The sequence below is a fragment of the Kitasatospora sp. NPDC088346 genome (assembly GCF_044740765.1).
Classification (GTDB): domain Bacteria; phylum Actinomycetota; class Actinomycetes; order Streptomycetales; family Streptomycetaceae; genus Kitasatospora.
In genome coordinates this window covers 13,681-34,371 of the sequence record NZ_JBIURH010000005.1, presented here as the reverse complement: position 1 = coordinate 34,371, position 20,691 = coordinate 13,681, and the positions used below count along the sequence as shown (strand labels likewise).

The following is a 20,691-nucleotide window of genomic DNA, read 5'->3' as shown; positions in this document are numbered from 1 at the left end:
CGCCGCGCGCTCCCGTCAGGCGCGGCCGGCGGTCTCCCGATGTGCCTCGATGGCGACGGCGACCCGGACGGCCGCGTCCGGCCAGGTCCGGGCCGCGGTGTCCGGGTCGCCTGCACGGATGGCGCGGGCGAGGGCGCGCAGGAGCTCGGCGGTGGTGGCCAGGCCGCTTCGGTTCAGCCGGGCGGCGGTGCGGTCCAGACGGGCGAGGGTGGCGTGGCCCGGCCGACGCAGGCCCTGGTGAGCGAGGTCGGCGAGGGTGGCGAGCGCCTCCGTCAGGCCGGTGGCGACGGGGTCGGCCGACGGAGGTGCGGCGGGGGCGAGGGCGGTGGAGCCGGGGCCGGGGGCGAGGTCCGGGACCACGACGGTGCCGCCCACGAGGAGGGCGACGGGTTCCAGTACGGTGCGCCCACCGGTGCGCCGGACCGTCGCGCTGACGTGGGTGACGGTGCCCGCCCCGAGCGCCGCGGCGAGCGCGTCGAGGGCGCCGGGGCAGGCCGGGTCGTGGGTGGCGGCCAGGGTGGCCGTGTTGCCGGCGGTGTCGCGGACCTCGGCTTCCAGGCACTGCGCGGCCGCGTCGTACCGGATCCCCTCGACGGCGGAGAGCCGCACCACGTGCAGGGACTCGGCGGTGATCCTGGGCCGGATCAGCCGCGGCGGCCGGCCCGCGAGCCTGCGCAGGTGGCCGTCGAGGTCGGTGAGCAGCAGCGGGGCGGGCAGGTCGGTCCAGGAGCTGCCGACGGGGGTGACGGTGGTGGCGGCGATCCGGCCCCGCCCGAGGCCGAGTTCGTGGGCGGCGCTGCGGACGGCGCTCTCGCTGACCACGTTGCCGGTGGCGAGGGCGTCGAGGCGGTGCCCGGCGATCCGGCGGGCGGCCGGCAGGTGGACGGCGGGCGGGTGGTCGTCGTCGGGGACGTCCCAGCCGTGGCGCAGGACCAGGACGGTTCCGGCGGCGGGGTGGGCGAAGTAGACCTCGGCGGACCGGGTCGTCGCGGTGCTGCGGATCCGGCAGCCCAGTGCGGTGAGGCGGACCCGGCGCAGCGGGGTCTCGGCGGCCTCCCGGACGCCGAGCACCTCCGCCCGCAACGCGCCGGGGTGGGCGGCGGCGCGGTGCCGGGCGTGCAGCTCGGCCAGGAGCAGGGCCAGTTCCTCGGGCCGGTGGTCGGCGGCCCGGGCGGCGTACGCGTCGAGCTGGCCGATCAGATCGGTGACCAGGCCGGCCGGCCAGTGCAGGGAGCGGTCGGCGAGCTCGCCGCGCACCCGGTGGAGATCGGCGGTGAGGACCGGCCCGGCGTGGACGGCGCCGTCGAGGAGCAGCTCGCGGGCCAGACCGAGGGCGGCGTCCAGGACCGGCGGGACGCCCGGATCGGGCTCGCGACGGCCGCCGAGCGTGACCGTCGGGCGGCCGTCGGCAGCCCGGAACGCCCAGACCGCGAGGGCGATCATCTCGCCGCGGCGGTCCTGCGCGGCATCGGTGACGGCGAAGCCCAGCTCGCCGGGGACGGGGAACCGGACCGCGCAGGCGGCGAGTTCGGCGACGGGCTGCGGATCGTCCGGGTGCGCGTGGTGCAGCCGCGCGGTGTAGCCGCGTTCCAGCGTGCGGCGCGCGGCGGTCACGGCCCGGGCCCCGACCGCGGCGGTCAGCGCCTCGTCGTCCAGCGCACCGGGGGACCAGCAGGGAGCGGGCGCGGGGGCATCGGAGGCGGCGGGGAGGGGGTCAGGACCCGGCGGGGCGGCGGCAGCGGCCCGCTGGTGGGCGAGGACCAGGGCGATCCGGTGGCGGCACACGCCCGGCGCGCCGCAGGTGCAGCTGCCGCCGTCCAGCCCGGTGCCGGGCGGCAGGGCGACGGTGCTGCCGTCGGGGCAGGTGCCGCGCAGCGTGCCGTCCGGGTCGAGCGCCGGTGCCGGCCCGTCCCCGGCGGCGACCTCCCGGGTGGCGCGCTTGACCAGGCCGCGGTTGGCCAGCGCGGCCAGCGTCTCCGCGTCCAGGGCCAGCAGGTCATCGCGGGACCCGGCGCTCACCGACCGAGCCTCTCGGCGACGAACGCGGCGAGCATCCCCGGTGTCATCGCCCCCATGTGCGCGCCGGCGTCGGCGAGCCGCCCGGCGAGCTCCCGGTCGTACGCCGGGGCGGCCTCCTCGTCCAGCGCGGCCAGGCCCAGCACCGTCACACCCTGTTCGGTCAGCGAGCGGACGGTGCGCAGCAGCCGGTACGGGTCGCCGCCCTCGTAGAAGTCGCTGATCACCGCCAGGACCGTGCGCCGCGGGTTCTCCACCAGTCCGGCCGCGTAGTCGACCGCGCGGGCGATGTCGGTGCCGCCGCCGAGCTGGACCCGCATCAGCAGTTCCACCGGGTCCGTCACCTCGGAGGTGAGGTCCACGACCTGGGTGTCGAAGGCGACCAGATGGGTCTTCAGCCCCGGCAGGCTCCACAGGCAGGCCGCAGTCACCGCGGAGTGGATCACCGAGCCCACCATCGAACCGGACTGGTCGACCAGCAGGATCAGCTGCCACTGCTCCAGGTGCCTGCGGGTACGGGAGTGGAAGTGCGGCCGCTCGATCAGGATCCGCCGCTCGGCCGGACGGTAGCGCCCGAGGTTGGCCCGGACGGTCCGGCGGAAGTCGAAGTCACGGGCCAGCGGGCGCCGGCTCGGGCGCGCCGACCGGGCACCCGTGAACGCCTGGCGCAGCTCCGGGGTGAGCCGCTCCGTCAACTGCCGGACCACCGCCGCCACGATCCGGCGCGCCTGGCCGAGCAGCTGCTCGTTCATCAGGTGCTTGGTGCGGAGCACCGCGCGCAGTAGTGCCGCGCTCGGCTCCACCCGTTCCAGCACCGTCGGGTCGGTGACGATCTCCTCGATGCCGTACTGCTCGACCGCGTCGCGCTCCAGCCGCTCGATGGTCTCGCGGGGGAACAGGCGGTGGACGTCGTCCAGCCAGTCGACCGCGGTGACCCGGGACGGCCCCTGACCGGCGCTGCGGATGCCGCGGCGGTCGAGGTCCTCGTCGCGGCCGTACAGCCATTCCAGGGCGGCGTCGCGGGCGGCGCCGTCGGCGCTCGGGCGGCCGGTCCACGGTTCGGCGGGGGACCCGAGGACCAGGCGCCAGCGCTCCAGGGCCTGGTCGGGGGCCTGGGCGGGAGCCTGGTCGGGGGCCCGGTCCGGGGTCGTTCCGGGCGCGTTCACCGGGCGTTCCGCAGGCCGTGGCGGTCGAGCAGGGCGGTCACGTTCTCCTCCAGGGCACGGGCGGCGGCCAGCTGCAGTGGGTCGGCGGTGGTGCGGAGCAGGCCGCGGGCCGAGCCGCGCAGACCGCGGCGTTCGATCAGCCGCCGCGCGATCCGCTCGCGCTCGCGCGGCGGGAACCAGCCGAACGCCTGGCGCAGGGCCGGAACGGCGATCAGGAACTCGGCGTCCGTGAGCCCGGCGAGGACGGCGTCCACGGCGGCCAGCAGGGAACCGTCGCCGGAGTCGGCGGTGACCTCCTCGCGGGCGAGGGCGAACAGGCCGCCCAGCCAGTCGCCGAGCGTGCCGCGGTCGCCCGCCACGGCCAGGACGGCGGAGCCGAGGCCGGGCTCGGTGGCGGGGGCGAGGGTGAGGTGGAGGCCGTGGGCGGCGCCGCGGAGGTCGGCGGGGGCGTGGGGGTCACGGGCGATGCGGAGGGCGAGGGCGGCGGCGTCCTCGGCGGAGACGGTGAGCAGACCGGGGGCGTGGCGCAGGGTGTCGCGGACGGCGGCGAGCGCCGTCGGACCGGCCGGGTCGGAACCGGAGCGGCCGTGCGCACCCTCGACCAGCCACAGGATGCGGGTGACGGCGCCGTCCAGGACCGCCGAGAGCAGCGGGCTGCGGGCGGTGCCGTACACGCGGTCGTGCCGCCAGAGGCCGAGCGCGGTGGCGAGGACGGCGCCGAGCGCGCCCGGGTCCGGGTGGCGGGCGACGGTGGCGGTGAGCGTGCCCAGGAGACGGTCGGTGAGGGCGGTGGCGCCGCACAGGACGGTGTCGAGGAGCAGGGCGGCCAGTTCGGTGTCCGCCGGTCCGGCGGTGCGGGCGCGTTCGGCGAGGACGGTGGCGGCCGCCTCGTGGAGGGTGGCGCCGTACGCGCCGGCCTCGATCAGGGCGGCGTCGCGGCCGGCGTCCGGTCCGGCCTCCCAGCGTTCGACGGTGACCGGGTCGGCGCCGTGGGCGGGTCCGGCGGTGCGGTGGCGGCCGGGTACGCCGAGTACGCGCAGCCGGTGCAGGGTCCGGCTCGCGGTCAGACCGTCCTCGGTGGTGAGGTCGCAGGTCAGCGGGCGGGTGCCGGTGGCACCGATGGCGGCGAGCCGGGCCGCGGCGTCGTGGACCAGGGGCGGGGCCGGGGTGGCGGGGTGCAGCCGCCCGGTGCGGGTGCCGCTGCACGCGGCGACCATCTCGACCACGACCGGGTGGCTGCCGGGCGCCAGCGGGGCGCGTTCGGACCAGGGCAGCGGCTGGGTCAGGTCGTCCTTGACCAGCGCGCCGGCCAGACCGTCCAGCACGTCGGTGCGGGCCGGCACGCGGTGGCCGCGCAGCGCGGCGAGGCTGCCGGTGAGCGCGGCGGCGGCGACCAGGTCGGCGGTGGAGACCGGATGGCGGCGCCGGCGCAGACGGGCGACCACGGACCGCCGCAGGTCCTCGCCGGCGGCCTCGGGACCGTCCTCCCACAGCCGCTGGTAGTAGGCGGGCGAGGGCATCCCGGACTGGTACCCGGCGAAGGCGTCGAGCTGCCGGAACGAGTACGGCACCAGGTAGCTGCCGTGCACGGAGCCGGGCGGCGGCTCGGGCGGCGCGGGCCGGCCGGGCGCCTGCGCGGGCCGCGCGGCGAGGGCGCGCAGGGCGGGCGTGTGGAAGCCGCCGGTGACCACCAGCACGGTCGCGCTCCCCGCCTCGGCGAGGACCGCGCGCACCCAGGCGGCCATGTACGCCTCGCGGGCCCGGTCGCCCTCGTCCGCCTCGGCGTCGCCGCGGACCAGGTCGAAGTAGGCGTCCAGGCGCTCGGCGAGCCCGTCCGCCGGGGCCACCTCGAACAGCCCGTCCCACAGGGCGTCCACCGAGCCGGTGCCGAACCGCTCGCACAACCGGGCCGTCGCCTCCGCGTACCCGGCCTCCGCGTCGGCGTACCGGTTGGCGCGCAGCTCGAACGCCGGGTGCCAGGACGGCAGGTCGACGAAGAGCACCTCCGCGCCGGCCGCCCGCCCCTCCCGCAGCGCCACCCATTCGGGTGAGTAGTCGCACAGCGGCGCCCAGGTGGTGGCGGTGCGCTCGGCGTCGCGGTAGTGGCCGAACACGGCGATCGGCAGGTCGTGACCGAGGGTCAGCTCGTCCAGCCGGCCGTTGAGGTCGGCCGGGCCCTCGACCAGGACGTACGCGGGCCGCAGCCGTCGGACGGTGTCCGCCACCAGGCGGGCGCAGGCGGGCGAGTGGTGGCGGACACCGAGGAAGACCGCGGGCATCAGCCGGCCAGCAGGTGGCGGGCGTCGTGCACGGCCTGCCAGTGCGCGCCGCGTCGCCGCGGGACCCGCTGCTCCAGGTAGCGGCGCAGCCGGGCCAGGTCCTCCGGGCTGTCCTTGGCGGCGGTCCCGGCCAGGCTGGCGACCAGGTCGGCCGCGTCGCCGGGCTCACCGCGCAGGTACCAGCCGCGCAGCCCGACGGCGTGGGCGACCGAGACCGCCTCGGCGGTGCTCATCACCGCCGAGATCCGGTCGCCGCCCTCACCGGCCCGCAGCTCGCGGAAGGCCGTGACCAGCACCTCCAAGAGGTCCCGGTCGGGCGCCGCGGTCACCCCCGAACGCCGCAGCAGGTGCCCGGACTCGGCCTCGACCAGGGCGAGTTCGGTGTCCAGGTCGGGGATCGGGAAGACCGTCTCGAAGTTGAACCGGCGCTTGAGCGCCGAGCTCATCTCGTTCACCCCCCGGTCGCGGGTGTTGGCGGTGGCGATCACGTTGAAGCCCTGCTGGGCGAAGACCATGCCCTCCGGCCCGTCCAGCTCGGGGATCGCCACCACCCGCTCGGAGAGCAGGGACAGCAGCGAGTCCTGCACCTCCAGCGGGCAACGTGTGATCTCCTCGAACCGGACCACCCGGCCCTCGGCCATGCCGCGCAGCATCGGTGCGGGCACCAGCGAGCGGGTGGACGGGCCCTCGGAGACCAGCAGGGCGTAGTTCCAGGAGTACTTGATCTGGTCCTCGGTGGTCGCCGCACCGCCCTGCACGGTCAACCGGGAGGTGCCGCTGACCGCCGCCGCGATCAGCTCCGACAGCAGCGACTTGGCGGTGCCGGGCTCGCCCACCAGCAGCAGGCCGCGGTTGGTGGCCAGGGTGACCAGGGCGCGTTCGACCAGCGCCGGATCGCCGACGAACTTGCGGGCGACGCCGGCCGCCTCGTCGCCGACGATGAACCGGCGGGCGGCGCGCAGGCTCAGCTCCCAGCCCGGCGGGCGGTGGTCGCGGTCACCGGCGCGAAGCGCCGCCAGCTCCTCGGCGTACCGGACCTCGGCGGGCGGTCGCTGGATCCGCTCCTCGGCGGTGGTGGTCACGGCGGCCCTCCCGGGGTGGTTCGCACGGCTGTCGGTGGGGTGGTGCGCCGTCACGGCGTGGTCAGTTCGGTCAGGTCGGCGATCACCTCGGAGGCGGTCACCGGGTCGAGTTCGGCGAAGGTCGGGAAGGTCCGGTTGTGGGTCCGGTAGTCGCCCGGGCTGATGTCGAGCCACACCGTCTCCACCTGCTGCTCGGGGTACACGTCGTGCATGCCGACCGCGATCCCGTGCTCCGGGGCGAGCACCACGTACCGGTCCGGTCCGACCCGGCGGGACAGCCAGCGCTCCACGCCCGCGTCCTGCGGCGCGCCGCGCCGCCAGCCGCGCCGCTCCATGCCCACCAGCCGGGCGGTCGGCAGCACCGGACCGTTCTCGAAGCGGGTCAGCCGGTGGCCCGCCCGCTCCTCGTCGCTCAGCGCGTACACCGGGCGGCCGAGCTGACGGAACGGCTGCAGGATCTCGTAGTCGGCGAACAGCTCCGACCACGCGGCCAGGTCGGCACCGAGCAGCAGCGGGTGGGCCAGCCGGACGGTCGCCGAGGCGGGCAGCACGAACAGCTCGTCCTCGACGTCCGCCAGGGTGCGGTCCTCGGCGACCCGGAACGCCGTCGGCGCGCCGTCCGCCTCGGCCAGCCACACCAGCCGGCGCACCAGGTGCCACAGCAGCGGGTGCCCGACGAACAGCCGGCCGAACTCCTCCGCCGTCCACGACCGCCGGGTGACCATGGCGTCCTCCAGCCGGCGGATCTGGTCCCCCGCCACCGTGCGGACGTCCTTCTTCAGCGCGGCGAAGCGCTTGCGCTCGGCCGGTGCCAGCTCGGCGTCGTCCCGCGCCCCCGGGGCCGGCAGGTCCTTGCGGCGGACGCCGTCCGCATCCAGTACGTACGGCTTGAGCTGCTCGTCGAAGCCCACCGTGAAGGTCCGGGTGCCGTAGTCGACGACGGTGGTCCCGCCGGCGTCCAGCCCGAAGTCCGGTACCAGGCGGTCCGACAGCTGCTCCCCGGACAGGCCGAGACCGGCCGCCACCTCGGCGATCTTCTCCTCGGCCCGGGCCTTGAGCGCCTTGAACTTCACCCGCTGAGCGATGCCGTGCAGATGGAGCAGGGCCACGTCGCTGCCGATCCCGGCCAGGACCTCCAGGCCGTCCACCGCGCGGTGGTGCGCGCCCTCGCCCGGCCACGCCCGGAGCACCGGCGTCAGCAGGCGGACCGTCCGGTCGTCACCCAGCCGGGCCAGCACGTGCAGGGCCCAGCCGTCCTGGGACGGCATGCCGGCCAGCCGCCACTGCTCGAACACCGCCCAGCCGAAGTCCGTCAACGACCGGGGCTCACACACCTCCGCCACCTGGTCGAGGCCCGGGTAGAACGCGCCGGGCTTGGACATCGCGAGCATGGTGAGCACGTGCCGCACCACCTCGGCGGGCAGCGCGCCCCCGCCGCCGCGCACCAGCAGCTGCGGCAGCATCAGCGGCTCGGCCCAGTCGCCGAGCGGGGGAAGCTTCGCCGGCAGCAGGTTCACCAGCGGGTCGGCGGACAGCAGCGCGTCGACCACCTCCGCCGCCTGCGGCCCGTACTCCCCGGCCACCGCGCGCACCGCCTCGGTGCCGTGCGCCGCACCGACGAGGCGCAGGGCGTGCTCGGCGTTGCGCCGGGCCACCCCGGCCCGGCCGACCGCGGCGGGCACCAGCAACCGGGCCGCGTCCAGCCCGTGCCGGGCGAACCACGAACGGGCGGTGTCCCCGGCCGACTTGAGCCGCACCAGCCAGTCCGCCATGGTCTCGGCCACCCGGACGTCCAGGTACGGCAGCAGCAGTGCCCCGTGGGCGGCCGGGTTGTGCAGCGCGGAGGCCAGCATCGGCCCGAACGCGTCCGCCCCGAAGCGGGCGGCGATCCGGCGCAGCGCGCCGGTGGCCTCCCAGATGTACTCGCCGCCGCGCCACTGCGCGATCAGCGGCCGGCCCAGCTCCTCGTCGCCGTACGCGAACAGCGCCACCTCCTCGTGCTGGTTGGAGCGGCGATCCGCGGGGGAGCGGCCGTTCGCGGCGCGGACGCTGTCGGCGACCCGCTGCCAGTCGCCGTCCGCCCAGCGCGCGTACCAGGACTCCGAGACCGCCCACGCCTCCCGCTCGCCCGGCAGCCAGCTCAGCCGCAGCCCGTCCGGGGCGGTGAGCCCGGTCAGCACGCGGGGCCTGGCCGTGGAGCGCGGCCGCGTCCACGGCGGACTCGTGAACAGCTCGGGCAGCGCGTCGGGGGCGACCTCCGGCACCCGGTCGCCGACCTCGGTGAGCGGTTCCACCACCGCCGCCTGCTCCGGCGTCAGCGCCGGCAGCAGTTCGAGGGCGGCCGCGCGGTGGGCGGCGACGTGGGAGGTGAGCAGCTGACGGATCGAGGCCGGCGCGGCGGGGGCGGTGGCCGCCTCGGCGAGCAGCCGCACCGCCCGCCGGGGGAACCGGCGCATGGCCGTCACCAGGGCTCCGCGTGCTGCCTTGCCGATGTCCTGATGGGCCAGCAGCCCTCGGAAGCTCACGTCGGAGGGGAACTCGGCGATCGCGTTCAGCAGCGACATCTGCCTGTCGCTGTACAGGTAGTTGTTGGCCAGGGCGTGCAGCAGCAGCGGCGCGGTACCCGTCCCGAGGCCGTCCGCCACGGTCGCGATGACCTCGGCCGACCAGCCGTCCCAGCCCAGGTTCGGCAGCTGCGGGAGCTTCTCCAGCGGTTCGACCGAGGAGAGCGAGCACAGCAGCATCGACCACGCGTCCGAGTCCAGGCCGCCGCCCGACGAGCAGCACTCCGCCGTCCAGGCGTGCTCGGAGGGCACCAGGTAGCTCACCACCACCTTCCGGGCCAGGTCGGTCCGGCAGGCGGCCAGGGCCTCGACGGCAGCCTGGTGGACGTCCGCCTCGCACACGGCCAGCAGGGCGCGGACCCGGTCCGCGGCCGGACGGTGCGTCACGGACGTCCGGTACCGGCGCTTGCCCTGCCCGAGCCGCGGACTGGACCGCCGCGAACCGGACGAGTCCCAGGTCACGGCGGTCTGCAGCAGTTCGACGACCGCCGTCGCCGCGAACGGCAGACCGCGCTCCACCACCCAGGCGTCCACCGCCCGGCGGTACCCCTCCGCCGAATCGGCGACCAGCGCCGCCATCACGGCGGCACCGAGCGGGTCGGCGCCGCCGTCCAGGTACGACCGGGCGGCCTCGACCAGGTGGGCCCCGCTCTGCGGGGAGGCCAGCGCCTGTTCCACCCACTCCGCCTGCTCCGCCACCGCGGCGCGGAACCTCTCCGGCGCGGTCCTGGTGGGCGCGGTCGTCGACCTGGGCGCGCCACCGCGCCGGGGGATCAGGGACCGGCGCCAGGCGTCCGGCAGCACGAAGGTGTCCTCGTCGACCGGGGCCTGCGGGGCCGTCCGGGCGTCCGGCGCCCCGGCTGCGTCGGTCGGGGAGGAGACGGCCGCGGAGGAGACGGCCGCGGAGGCGGCCGCGCGGAGGGCCGGTGCAGTGCCGTCGCCGGTCGAGCGGTAGCCCTTGCGTTCCTTCTCCGCGACCGTCCTGGCGAAGTGCGCCTGCGCGGCCTCCGCGGTCGGGAACTCCTTGCTCTGCTCCCGCCCGTCGGTGCCGCACCGCCCGTAGCGCACGGTCACCACGGCACCGTCGACCGCGGCCTCCCAGAACTTGTCCGAGCCGCCCTCCACGAACTCCCAGCGCCGCACAGCTCCGCCCTCTCCTCGCACAGGTGATCAGGGAGGAACAGTAGCGAGGCCCACCGACAGACCGACCGGCGGACCGGCCCGTCCCACCCCGTCGCGGGGGACGCGGCTGCGCGGGCCCGCCGGTGACCCTGCGTACCGGGTGCACCCGGCGGTCGGCGTCGTGCGGGGTGCCGTCCGGACGGATGCGTCTCCCGGCAGGAGAGCCCCACCGCGGTGGCGGGGCGGCACCCCGGGGCCGCCGTCAGACCCGACGGCGGCCCCGGGGCGGTCGAGGGGGCCGGAGGTGGCGCGTGGCCGGCGGGTCAGCCGCGGCCGAGCAGGGCGCCGCCGTTGATCTGGAGGACCTGGCCGGTGACGAACCCGGCCTCGGGTGAGGCGAGGTAGCCGGTCATGGCCGCGATCTCGGCGGCCTCGCCGGCCTTGCCGACCAGGGTCTGGGAGATCCGGGCCGCGTGGCCGGCCGGGGTCATCCGGTCCCCGAAGAACTCGGTGGCCTCGATGTAGCCGGGCGCGACGATGTTGGCGGTGATGCCTGCGGGGCCGAGTGCCGTGGCCTGTTCGGCGTTCCACGGGTGGAGCGCCGCCTTCGCGCCGCCGTAGGTGCCGGGTCCGCGCAGCGCGGCGATCGAGGACAGCGTGACGATCCGGGCGCCCGGCCGGGTGAGCTGCGGCAGCAGCGCCTCGGTGAGCAGGACGGTCGGCAGGACGTTGCCCTCGAAGTTGGCCCGCCACTGGGCGGCGTACCCCTGCAGGGTGTCGGGCTGGTCCAGGCCGTAGAAGCCGCCGGCGTTGTTGACCAGGACGTCCACGGTGCGGCCGGCTCGGGCCAGGTGGGCGGCGACCTGTTCGACCTGCTGCGGGTCGCTGAGGTCGGCGGCCCGGTGGGTGATCCGTTCGGTGTCGAGTTCCGCGTTGAGCGCGCCGGCGGCTGCCGCGAGGGTCGCCTCGCGGCGCCCGAGGATCAGTACGTCGTCGCCGGCCCTGGCGAAGTGTTCGGCGATCGCGCGGCCGATGCCGCTGCCGCCGCCGGAGACCACTACGAGTCGGGACATCCCCGCTCTCCTTCCAGGACCTAGCAGGGCCCGATCGAGGGGCACGGGTCCGAGGCCTGCTGCCGGTGCACGACCGGCTGCGACGAGCCGGGCTGGGACACGATGGTGACGGTGGCCACCAGCGCGATGAGCACCATCACGAGCCTTGTCGGGTCCATGCCGCTGTTTCCCCTTGTGTCCGCATGTGTTCGCTGCTTCGGTCGAGTGTGGGTCGGGCCGCCGCGCGAGCGGCCCTCGACCGGTGCTCAGTGTGGCGGCCGGTTACATCGGTTGTGCATCGGCGCCCCGCGGCGGCCGCCACCACCAGCGCGATCATGGTGAGTCCGAAGCCGAACAGGCCCATCAGGGCGATGATCCCGCCGTGCAGGGCCACCGCTCCCGGGACGGCGGCCCGCCGGGCCGGAGCGGGCAGCAGCATCGCGGCGGCGAGGGCGAGTTCGAGGACGATGACGGACCAGCCGAGCAGCCGGACCGACCAGCCGTGGTCGAGGACCGGATCGATCCACGGGCGCAGCGCGGCCGGGGCGCCCCAGTAGTGGCTGTGCAGGGTGTAGTACATCGCGGTGCCCTGCCGCCAGACGGGGTCGAGCAGTTTGGAGGAGCTGGCGTGCAGGTAGATGAGCACGACCTGGACGCGCAGCAGGAGGTGGGCGGCGTACCCGGCGCCGCGCCACTGCGGCGGGAGGGCGCCGGGGGCGCGCCGCCAGTGCCAGCGGCGGGGGTCGCCGAGCAGGATCACGGCCAGCAGCAGGGTGGCGATGCGGGCGGCCATGTCGCCGCCGTCGGCGAGGCCGGTGGCGGTGGTGAGGCTGAACGTGAGGTACCAGTGCGGCAGGCAGGTCCAGCGGGGACGGTAGCCGGAGGCGATGACGGCGAGGGCGAGGGCGGCGACGGCCCGACGGGCCGTCATGGTGCCGTCGGCCGGGCCGAGGCACCAGAGGCCGAGGGCGCGGGAGCCGCCGCAGTACGGGGCGAGGGGTCCGTAGCCACCGTGGGCGAAGAGCGCCGCGTCGGGGGTGCACAGCAGGGTGAGCAGTTGGGCGAGGGCGAGCAGCGTGCGGCCGGCCGCGATGCCGGGGCCGGGGGCGAAACCGGCCGGGCCGGTGGCGAGCCGTCGGCGCAGCGGGGCGGGCGCGCACCTCACGGGCACTCCACGTGCAGGACGGCGGCGGCGTCGATCCGCCAGCGGCCGGCGCCGGCGGTGCCCCAGCGGGCGAGTGTCTCGCGGGTGAGGGCGATGGGGCCGCACAGGGTGGGGCGGGCGGCCGGGTTGCGGACGGTGGGTGACGTCGGGGTGGTGACCGGGCCCGTGGTGGTGGGCGGCGTCGGGGCGGTGGCCGGGCCCGGGTCGGAGGCCGGCGGGGCGCAGTCGGCGAGGGTGGCGGTGGGGCACGGCTGCCAGGCGGTGGCGGGCAGCAGGTCGGCGAGGGCTTCGAGTTCGTGGGCCTGGGTGCGGGGGGAGCGGTCGGGCCCCCAGCGGGTGGCGAGGCCGGCGGAGGGGTGGTCAGGGCGCTGGTCCAGCCGGTCGGGCCGGCGCGGTAGGCGGCCAGCTCGGGGGCGTACTGGCCGTTGTCGAAGAGGTTCCAGCCCTGGGGCCACAGCAGCCAGGCCGCGTCGTGCGGGCGGGAGCCGGGGGCGGTGCCGCCGCTGTCGGGCGGGAGTTGGGCGATCAGGGTGAGCAGCAGGACGGCGCCGAGCAGCGCGAGGGTCTGGCGGAACGCGCGTTCGGCGGTGGTCTGCGGGTCCGTGTCCCGGTGGTGCATCAGGTGGCGCGGTACCTTCCGTGCGCCGGTCCCGGTGGTGCCGTTGCCAACTGCGGGCGGGTTCATCGGAGTTCCGGATCGGTGTTATCGACTGCTGATATACATGCTTCCACTTGTTCACCGCTACTCGAAGGACAGTGCCCCGTGACCGACGAGGAGTGGGGAATCCAGCTGCTCGGACCGCTCCGGGTCCAGGTCGGCGGGCAGCAACTGGACCTGAGCGGACCGCGCCAGGAGAAGGTGCTGGCGGTCCTGGCGCTGGACGCCGGCCGGGTGGTCCCGTTCGACACCCTGGTCGACGCGCTGTGGGACGACGCCCCGCCGGACACCGCGCGGCGTCAGGTGCACAACGCGATCGCGACCCTGCGCCGCTGCCTCGGCCCGCTCCGCGACCTGATCGTCACCGACGGACGCGGCTACCGCGCCGACCTCGGCGCCGCGGGTGGCCGCGAGCGGGTCGACGCCCACCGCTTCCTGTGCCTGGTCCGCTCGGCCGAGACGGCACTCGCGGGCGGCCGCCGGGCCGAGGCCGTCACCGCGCTCGGCGACGCACTGGCGCTGTGGAACGGCCCGGCGCTGGCCGGCCTCGACGGCCGCGCGGTGCGGATCCTGGCGGGGCGGCTCGACGAGCAGCGACTCACCGCCCTTGAGCGGCTGTTCGAGCTGCGCCTGGACGGCGACGCACCGGGGGAGCTGGTCCCGGCGCTGGCCGAACTCGTCGCCACCCACCCGCTGCGCGACCCGTTCCGCCGGCAGCTGATGCTGGCCCTCCACCGGGCCGGCCGGCAGGCCGACGCGCTGGAGGTGTACGAGCAGGGCCGCGCCCTGCTGGCCGCCGACCTCGGTCTGGACACCCGCGCCGAGCTGCGGCTGCTGCACGAGCGGATCCTGCGCTGCGATCCGGCCCTGGACCGGCCCGCCGACGCGACCCCGCCCGCCACGCCGCCCGCCGACCCGCCCGCCCCGCCGCATGCCGACCCGCCCGCCGCTCCCCGGGCCGGGACGGCCGGCCCCGCACCCGCCACGCCCCCGCGGGCCGGCGTCTTCCGGGCGCACCAGCGCCGTTTCCTGCCGTACGACGTCACCGACTTCACCGGGCGCGGGGAGGAGTTCCACCGTCTGGTGGCCCTCGCGGAGCACGCCTCGGCGCCGGACGGGCCGGACGGCACCGGCAGCTCGACCCTGGTGGTGACCGCCGTCGACGGCATGGCGGGGATCGGCAAGACCACCATCGCCGTACGGGCCGCGCACGCGCTGGCCGACCGCTACCCGGACGGCCAGCTCTTCGTCGACCTGCACGGCCACACCCCCGGCCAGGAGCCCATCACCCCGGCGGCCGCCCTCGACCGGCTGCTGCGCCACCTCGGGGTCAGTCCCGAGCGGATCCCGGACGGCGTCGACCAGCGGGCGGCCGCCTGGCGGGCCGCGCTGGCCGGCCAGCGGGTGCTGATCGTGCTGGACAACGCCCGGGACGTCGGACACGTCCGGCCGCTGCTGCCCGGCACCGGCAGCGCCCTGGTCCTGATCACCAGCCGGCGAAGACTCACCGCGCTCGACGGCGCCGTCAACCTGTCGTTGGAGGTGCTCACCCCGAAGGACGCGGTGGAGCTGTTCGTGCGCATCGTCGGCGCCGAGCGCGCCGAGGGGCGGCGGGCCGAGGTGGCGGACGTGGTGGCGCTCTGCGGCTGCCTGCCGCTGGCCATCCGGATCGCCGCCTCCCGGCTGCGGCACCGGCCGGCCTGGAGCGTGGCCCACCTCGCGGACCGGCTGCGCGACCGCCAGCGGCGGCTGGCCGAGCTGGTGGCGGGCGACCGCAGCGTCGCCGCCGCCTTCGAGGTCTCCTACCTCCAACTCGGCGAGGCCCAGCAGCGGCTGTTCCGGCTGCTCGGGCTGCACCCCGGGCACGACTTCGACGCGGTCGGCGCCGCCGTGCTCAACGGCTGCACGGTGGCCGAGGCGGAGGTGATGCTGGAGGAACTGTTCGACACCCACCTGCTCGGCCAGCACACCGTGGGCCGCTACTACTTCCACGACCTGATCCGGCAGTACGCGCTGACCAAGGCCGAGCACGAGGAGCAGCAGGCCGGCCGGGAGCAGGCGCTGCGGCGGCTGCGCCGGCACTACCTCGACCTGGCGGGCTGCGTCGCCGAGCTCTCCGACCCGGGCCGGCCCGCCGGGCGCGCCCCGGAGGCCCCGCGGGCGATCCCGGGCCTGCGGACGGTGGCCGACGCGGCGGACCTGCTGGCCGCAGAGCGGGCCAACATCGTCGCGGTGCTGGCCTGCGCCCCGGGCGCCGAGGACCTGGAGCAGGTCTGGCGGCTGGCGGTCGCGGTGGGCCCGTTACTGGTCCGCAACGGCTACGTGGAGGAGGCGATGACCGGCTACCGGCACGCCCTGGACGCCGCCCGCGCCGCCGAGGACCTGCGCGGCCAGGCCGAGGTGCAGACCAATCTCGGTCTCGCCTACCGGGCGCTGGGCCGCTACGACGGTGCGGTGCGGGCGCTGCAGACCGCGCTGGAGCTGTCCCGCACCACCGGGGACCGGTACGGTGAGGCCCGTACGCTCTGGACGCTCGGGCACGTCGGCCTGCTGCGGGGCGACTATCCGACGGTGCTTCAGCAGTACCGGGCCGCGCTGGAGATCTTCGAGCAGGTCGGCGCGGCCCGGGACCAGGCCGCCGTGCTGGGCAACATCGGCGTGGTGTACGGCTACCTGGCCGAGTACCGGCAGGCGCTGGCCCACCACCGGCGCGCGCTGGAGCTCAGCCGGGAGCTGGACAACCCGTTCCGGGAAGCGGTCGACCTGCTGAACGTCGGCTGGGTGCTGTCCCGGCTGGACGACACCGAGGAGGCCTGGAGCTGCCTGGAGGAGGCGTTGGCCAGGACCCGGGAGCTGGGCGCCCGGGAGGTGGAGGCGCAGGCCCGCTGGGCGTTCGGTGACCTGCTGCACCACCGCGGCGACCAGGCGGCGGCGCTGGAACGGGCCAGGGAGGCGCTGGTGCTGGCCCGTGAGATCGGCAGCCGGGACGTGGAGAGCCAGACCCTCAACCTGATCGGTTCGGTGCACCGCGCCCTCGGCTCCCCCGAGTCGGCCCGGGAGTGCCACGAGCGGGCGCTGGCGCTGGCGTCCGAACTGGGGCTGCGGTTCGAGCAGGGGGTCGCCTGCGAGGGCCTGGCGCGGCTGGCGCTGGACGCGGGGGAGCCGCAGGAGGCCGCGGTCCACTGCGACCGGGCGGTGGCCCTGTTCGCCCGGATGCACCCGCACCGCGCCGACCTGCTGCGGGCCGACCTGGCCCGCGAACGCCGCCCCGAGCCGAGCGGCGCCCTGTGACGAGCGGTGCCCTGTGACGGGCGGCCGTCCTTGCCGGGCGGCCCGCCGCCGGTGGCTCAGGGCCGGGCCCGGTCCCCGGCCGTCCGGGCCGCCTCCCGGGCCAGTGCGATCAGCACCCCCTCGCTGCCCGGGCGCCCGACCAGTTGGACGGCCAGCGGCGCCTGCCCGTCCGCGGACCGGCCGACCGGGAAGGTGAGGGCGGGCAGTCCGGCGAAGCTGGCGACCGGGGTGTAGCCGATCTCCCGGTCGTAGTCCGGGTGGCCGGGCGTGACCAGGGAGGACGCAGGGCGCTGGGCCCCGATCGGGCGCGGCACGTCCGGGTCGAGCGGCAGCAGCCAGACGTCCACGCCGGCGTCGGCGAACAGCCGGGGCACCGCGGCCCTGGCCCGGACGAGCTGCTGCTCGATCTCGCGCAGGCGGCGGTCGTCGACCGCGGCTCCGGAGTCGACGGCCCGCCGGGTGGAGGGTGACAGTTCGTCGGCGATCCGGGGGTCCCAGGCGTGGCTGCCCTGCCAGGCCTGCCGGGCGCACAGCTCCCAGGCGGCGCCGCGACGGTCCCACAGCTCGCCGAGCCGGGCGGTGGCCACCCGGTGGCCGTGGGCGGCCAGCAGGTCGCCGGCGGTCCTCAGGGCGGCCAGCACCTCGGGCTCGGCGCCGCCCTCGGACACCTCGGCGACCACGCCGATCCGCAGGCCCCGGTGGTGCTCGGCACGGGGGATCGGCAGACCGGAGACCTCGGCGAGCAGGGCGAGGTCGTCGGCGGTCCGGGCGACCCAGCCGGGGGCGTCCATCGCGGGGCTGAGCGGCAGCATCCCGCGCAGGGCGGCCGGGTCGTGGGTCATCCGCAGGCCCACCACGCCGCAGCGGCCGGCGGGCCAGCGGACCGAGCCGAGGACGTCGGTGCCGAGCGCGAGGTCGCAGATGCCGGCGGCGACGGCGACGCCGCAACCGGTGCTGGAGCCGGCCGGGTCGATCCGCGGGAACCAGGGGTTGCCGCAGCCGGAGCCGATGCCGATGTTGAGTTCGGTGGTGACCACCTTGGCGACGGTGGCCAGGCGGTGGCCCTCGGTCAGGACGGCCGCGCTGCGGGCGGGGTGGTGGCGGTGGCGCCGCAGCCCGAGCCTGGTCGCGAAGCCGGCCACGTCGACGGTGTCCTTGACGCCGAGCCGCAGCGCGGGTGCGTGCGGGCCGGCGGGCCGCAGTTCGGCGCAGGCCCGGTAGCGGTGGTCGGCCTCGCGGGCCCAGCCGTCGGCGAGCGCGTTCCACTCGGGCAGGGGGAGGGAGCCGTCGTCGAGCAGGGCGAGGCGTTCGCGCAGCGGCAGGGCGAGCAGCGGCGGCGGTACGGCCTCCGGTCCGGTGCCGGGCCCGGTGTCCGGGGTGGCGTCCGGGGCGGGCGTGTCCTCCGCGGGCCGGTCGGCGGCGAAGTACGCGGCGACGGCGTGCGCGACGTCAGGCATGGGTGTCCTCCGGGGTCCTGGCGTTGGTCCTGGGGTGGGAGCCGGCGGCGGTCCTGGTGGGGTCCCCGGTGGGCGGATCGGCCCGGTCCGGTGCCGCTGCGGTGCCCGAGGTCCGCAGTTCCTCGGCGAGGGCGGCGAGTTCGGTGTCCAGCCGGCGGTCCGTCGGCATGAAGGCGACGTGGCGGCGCACCTGGCGGTACACCTCGGCGGTGCCCGGGGCGAGCAGACGGGCGCCGCGCAGGTCGGCGGCCTGGCACAGGGCGGCGAGCTGGATCGCGGCGGCCTCGTGCACCAGGCCGGTGACCGTCCGGGTGCTGCGGGCGCCGATGGTGGCCATGCTGACCTTGTCCTGGTTGTGGGCCTCGGTCGAGCGGGAGAAGGCGGTGGCCGGCATGCCCAGTGAGAGTGCCTCGGCAACCAGCGCGGAGCAGGCGATCTGGGCCCCCTTGAAGCCGTGGTGCAGGCCGGCCCCGGGGTCGCCGGCGGCGGCCGGGGCGGTCAGTCCGGCGGTGAGCCCGTTGCTGAACTTCTCGTCCACCACGCAGGCGAGTTGACGGTCCAGCAGGTCGCCGACGCTGGCGACGGCGACCCGCAGGCTGTCCATCGCGAGGCCGACGTGGCCGCCGTAGAAGTTGCCGCCGTTGTGGACGCGGTCGCCGTCCGGGTCGAACAGCGGGTTGTCGTTGGTGGAGTTGATCTCGGTGTCGAGCCAGCGGTCCACCCAGTCGAGGGTGTCGTGCAGGACGCCGATCACGTGGGGGGCGCAGCGCACCGAGTACCGGTCCTGGATGGGGTGGTCGAGGCGGCGGTAGCCGTCCCGGCCGTGCTCGTCCCGGTTGTCGCTGAGGACCTGGGCGTGGTCGCGGGCGAGCCGTGAGCCGTCCAGCAGGGCGCGGATCCGGGCGGCGGAGCGGACCTGGCCGGGGTGGGGTTTCTGCCGGTGGATCACCGGGTGGTAGTGGTCGCGGTTGCCGAGCAGCACCTCGACGGCCAGCGCGGTGCACGCCTCGGCGACCTCGGCGAGGCGGCGGGCCTCGGCGGCGGCCCGGACGGCGAAGGCGGCCATGAAGGAAGTGCCGTTGATCAGGGCGAGGGCCTCCTTGGGCTGGAGGGTGAGCGGTCGCAGCCCGGCCGCGGCCAGCGCCTCGCGGGCCGGGCGCCGCTCGCCGCGGTGGACGGCGGTGCCCTCGCCGATCAGCAGCGCGGCCAGGTAGCACAGCGGGACGAGGTCGCCGCTGGCGCCGACCGAGCCGCGTTCGGGGACGGCGGGCAGCAGGTCGTGCCGCAGGCAGTCCAGCAGCAGGTCGACCACCTCGCGGCGCACGCCCGAGTAGCCGCGGGCAAGGCAGTTGGCCCGGATCAGCAGGGTGGCGCGGACGACCGGTGCGGGCGCCTGCGGCCCGCTGCCGACCAGGTGGTAGCGGATCAGGTTGTGCTGGAGTTCGGCGGCGTGGGCGGCGGGGATGTGGCCGATGTTGCGGTCGCCGAAGCCGGTGGTGACGCCGTAGAGCGGCTCGCCGGTGGCGACCAGGCGCTCGCGCAGGTCGACCGAGCGGTGCATCCGGTCGGCGGTGGGTCCGTCGAGGCCGACCGGCTCGCGCAGCGGGCCGTCGGAGAGCCGGGCGACGGTGGCGGGGGTCAGGGTGCCGGTGCCGAGGTGGATCATCCGGCCTCCTCGGTGAAGGCGGTGACGGCGAGCCGGGCCTGTTCGGGGTTGAGCCGCGGGTCGCAGGCGGTCCAGTAGCGGGGCTGGACGGCGGGGTCCTGCCGGGGGCCCACGCACTCGGTGACGTCGTCGGGGGTGAGTTCGAGGTGCAGGCCGCCGGGGTGCTGTCCGAGCCGGCGCAGGACCCGTACGCAGGCGCGGATCTCGGCGAGTACGGCGTCGGTCCGGCGGATCTTGCGGCCGGCCGGCGAGCGTTCGGTGTTGCCGTGCATCGGGTCGCAGATCCAGACGGGCTGCAGGCCGGCCTCGGTGGCGGCCCGGACCAGCCGGGGCAGGACCGGTTCGACCAGGTCGGCGCCGAACCGCAGGATGAAGGAGAGCCGGCCGGGGATCCGTTCGGGGTCGAGGGCGGCGGCCAGCGCGGTGAGGTCGGCGGCGGTGGTGGTGGGGCCGAGTTTGACGGCGACCGGGTTGGCGGTGCCGGCGAGCGCGGCGACGTGCCGGCCGGCCGGGTCGCGGGTGCGTTCGCCGATCCACAGCAGGTGCGCGGAGCCGAGGTGGAGCTGTCCGCCGTCGGTGCGGGTGAGCGGGAGTTCGTAGTCGAGCAGCAGTGCCTCGTGGCTGGTGAACACCGGGCGGCCGCCGGCGGTGCGTTCGGCGTCGAGGTGGCGGTGGACCTCGGCGGACAGCCGGTGGGCGGTGAGCAGCCGCTGCGGGTCGGGGGTGCGGGCCTCGGCGGTGGGCCGGGTGTCGTTGACGGCGTCGCCGCGGTAGACCGGCAGGCTCTCGCCGTAGGGGCCGGGTTCGAAGGGCTGGGAGCGCGGTTTGGCGAACTGGCCGGCGATCCGGCCGACGGCGGCCGTCTCGCGGCCGGTGCCGCTCTCCACCAGGTCGGCGAGTTCGCCGAGTTGGGCGGCCTTGCGGCGGACGGTGTGGGCGGACACCTCGGCGAAGAGCTCGGCGCAGTCGCCGCCCTGAATCAGGTGGGCGCGGCCGGCCGCGACCTCGGCGAGGCGCCGGCGCAGGTCCAGGCAGTCCTCCAGGGCGACCAGCGGGGGCTGTTCGCGCAGCCGGGCGATGACCTGGTCGACGGCCGACCGGTCGGGCCACCCGGCCTCGGGGGCGGGCGCCGTCTCGGCGGTGAACAGTGCTGACATAGTCGGGTGCCGTCCG

At 76.4% G+C, this 20,691-nt stretch carries 13 protein-coding genes; 1 reads left to right on the top strand and 12 read right to left on the bottom strand.

Going from position 1 to position 20,691, the window contains the following annotated elements:
• Positions 1-15: 15 nt before the first annotated feature.
• The 9 genes from ACIOFR_RS09505 to ACIOFR_RS09465 all read right to left on the bottom strand — a co-directional run bounded on the left by ACIOFR_RS09505 (position 16) and on the right by ACIOFR_RS09465 (position 12,901).
• A complete protein-coding gene (locus ACIOFR_RS09505) occupies positions 16-2,019 on the bottom strand; it encodes a hypothetical protein (RefSeq protein WP_400994088.1) in 2,004 nt (667 codons plus the stop codon).
• Entirely contained in the window at positions 2,016-3,182 is a 1,167-nt protein-coding gene (locus ACIOFR_RS09500) for a VWA domain-containing protein (RefSeq protein WP_400994086.1), read from the bottom strand. The genes ACIOFR_RS09505 and ACIOFR_RS09500 overlap by 4 nt, the downstream gene beginning before the upstream one ends.
• The gene (locus tag ACIOFR_RS09495) at positions 3,179-5,461 is read right to left on the bottom strand and encodes a DUF5682 family protein (protein ID WP_400994083.1); all 2,283 of its coding nucleotides are present in this window, start codon (positions 5,459-5,461) and stop codon (positions 3,179-3,181) included. The genes ACIOFR_RS09500 and ACIOFR_RS09495 overlap by 4 nt, the downstream gene beginning before the upstream one ends.
• Positions 5,461-6,543, bottom strand: coding sequence for an AAA family ATPase (locus ACIOFR_RS09490; RefSeq protein WP_400994080.1), 1,083 nt, complete (start codon positions 6,541-6,543; stop codon positions 5,461-5,463). Before ACIOFR_RS09490 ends, ACIOFR_RS09495 begins: the two co-directional genes overlap by 1 nt.
• 50 nt (positions 6,544-6,593) lie before the next feature.
• Positions 6,594-10,250 carry a WGR and DUF4132 domain-containing protein gene (locus tag ACIOFR_RS09485; RefSeq protein WP_400994078.1) on the bottom strand — a complete coding sequence of 1,219 codons (3,657 nt, stop codon included), beginning with the start codon at positions 10,248-10,250 and terminating at the stop codon, positions 6,594-6,596.
• Positions 10,251-10,552: 302 nt separating this feature from the next.
• Positions 10,553-11,302 (bottom strand): SDR family NAD(P)-dependent oxidoreductase, encoded by a 750-nt coding sequence (locus ACIOFR_RS09480; protein ID WP_400994076.1) that lies wholly within the window; start codon positions 11,300-11,302, stop codon positions 10,553-10,555.
• 20 nt (positions 11,303-11,322) lie between these two features.
• Positions 11,323-11,460, bottom strand: coding sequence for a hypothetical protein (locus tag ACIOFR_RS09475; protein WP_400994074.1), 138 nt, complete (start codon positions 11,458-11,460; stop codon positions 11,323-11,325).
• Entirely contained in the window at positions 11,439-12,446 is a 1,008-nt protein-coding gene (locus ACIOFR_RS09470) for a sporulation-delaying protein SdpB family protein (RefSeq protein WP_400994072.1), read from the bottom strand. The genes ACIOFR_RS09475 and ACIOFR_RS09470 overlap by 22 nt, the downstream gene beginning before the upstream one ends.
• A complete protein-coding gene (locus tag ACIOFR_RS09465; RefSeq protein ID WP_400994070.1) occupies positions 12,443-12,901 on the bottom strand; it encodes a hypothetical protein in 459 nt (152 codons plus the stop codon). The genes ACIOFR_RS09470 and ACIOFR_RS09465 overlap by 4 nt, the downstream gene beginning before the upstream one ends.
• Positions 12,902-13,209: 308 nt before the next feature.
• Here ACIOFR_RS09465 and ACIOFR_RS09460 point away from each other — a divergent pair, with 308 nt between their 5' ends.
• Positions 13,210-16,395 (top strand): AfsR/SARP family transcriptional regulator, encoded by a 3,186-nt coding sequence (locus tag ACIOFR_RS09460; protein WP_400994067.1) that lies wholly within the window; start codon positions 13,210-13,212, stop codon positions 16,393-16,395.
• Positions 16,396-16,451: 56 nt separating this feature from the next.
• Here ACIOFR_RS09460 and ACIOFR_RS09455 read toward each other — a convergent pair whose 3' ends face one another.
• From ACIOFR_RS09455 to ACIOFR_RS09445, 3 genes are read right to left on the bottom strand one after another with little or no spacing between them, the layout of a single operon-like run.
• Positions 16,452-17,852 carry an amidase gene (locus ACIOFR_RS09455; RefSeq protein WP_400994065.1) on the bottom strand — a complete coding sequence of 467 codons (1,401 nt, stop codon included), beginning with the start codon at positions 17,850-17,852 and terminating at the stop codon, positions 16,452-16,454.
• Positions 17,845-19,518, bottom strand: a complete 1,674-nt coding sequence (gene hutH, locus ACIOFR_RS09450) for a histidine ammonia-lyase (RefSeq protein WP_400994062.1) — start codon at positions 19,516-19,518, stop codon at positions 17,845-17,847. The genes ACIOFR_RS09455 and hutH overlap by 8 nt, the downstream gene beginning before the upstream one ends.
• Positions 19,515-20,675, bottom strand: a complete 1,161-nt coding sequence (locus ACIOFR_RS09445; protein WP_400994060.1) for a 3-deoxy-7-phosphoheptulonate synthase — start codon at positions 20,673-20,675, stop codon at positions 19,515-19,517. The genes hutH and ACIOFR_RS09445 overlap by 4 nt, the downstream gene beginning before the upstream one ends.
• Between the last annotated feature and the right edge of the window lie 16 nt (positions 20,676-20,691).

What these genes read in the sequence shown, in the direction of transcription:
- ACIOFR_RS09495 (WP_400994083.1), bottom strand. Translation starts at nt 5,461, where the DNA reads ATGCCCGCGGTCTTCCTCGGTGTCCGCCACCACTCGCCCGCCTGCGCC.
- ACIOFR_RS09480 (WP_400994076.1), bottom strand. Translation starts at nt 11,302, where the DNA reads ATGTCCCGACTCGTAGTGGTCTCCGGCGGCGGCAGCGGCATCGGCCGC.
- ACIOFR_RS09475 (WP_400994074.1), bottom strand. Translation starts at nt 11,460, where the DNA reads ATGGACCCGACAAGGCTCGTGATGGTGCTCATCGCGCTGGTGGCCACC.
- ACIOFR_RS09455 (WP_400994065.1), bottom strand. Translation starts at nt 17,852, where the DNA reads ATGCCTGACGTCGCGCACGCCGTCGCCGCGTACTTCGCCGCCGACCGG.
- hutH (WP_400994062.1), bottom strand. Translation starts at nt 19,518, where the DNA reads ATGATCCACCTCGGCACCGGCACCCTGACCCCCGCCACCGTCGCCCGG.
- ACIOFR_RS09445 (WP_400994060.1), bottom strand. Translation starts at nt 20,675, where the DNA reads ATGTCAGCACTGTTCACCGCCGAGACGGCGCCCGCCCCCGAGGCCGGG.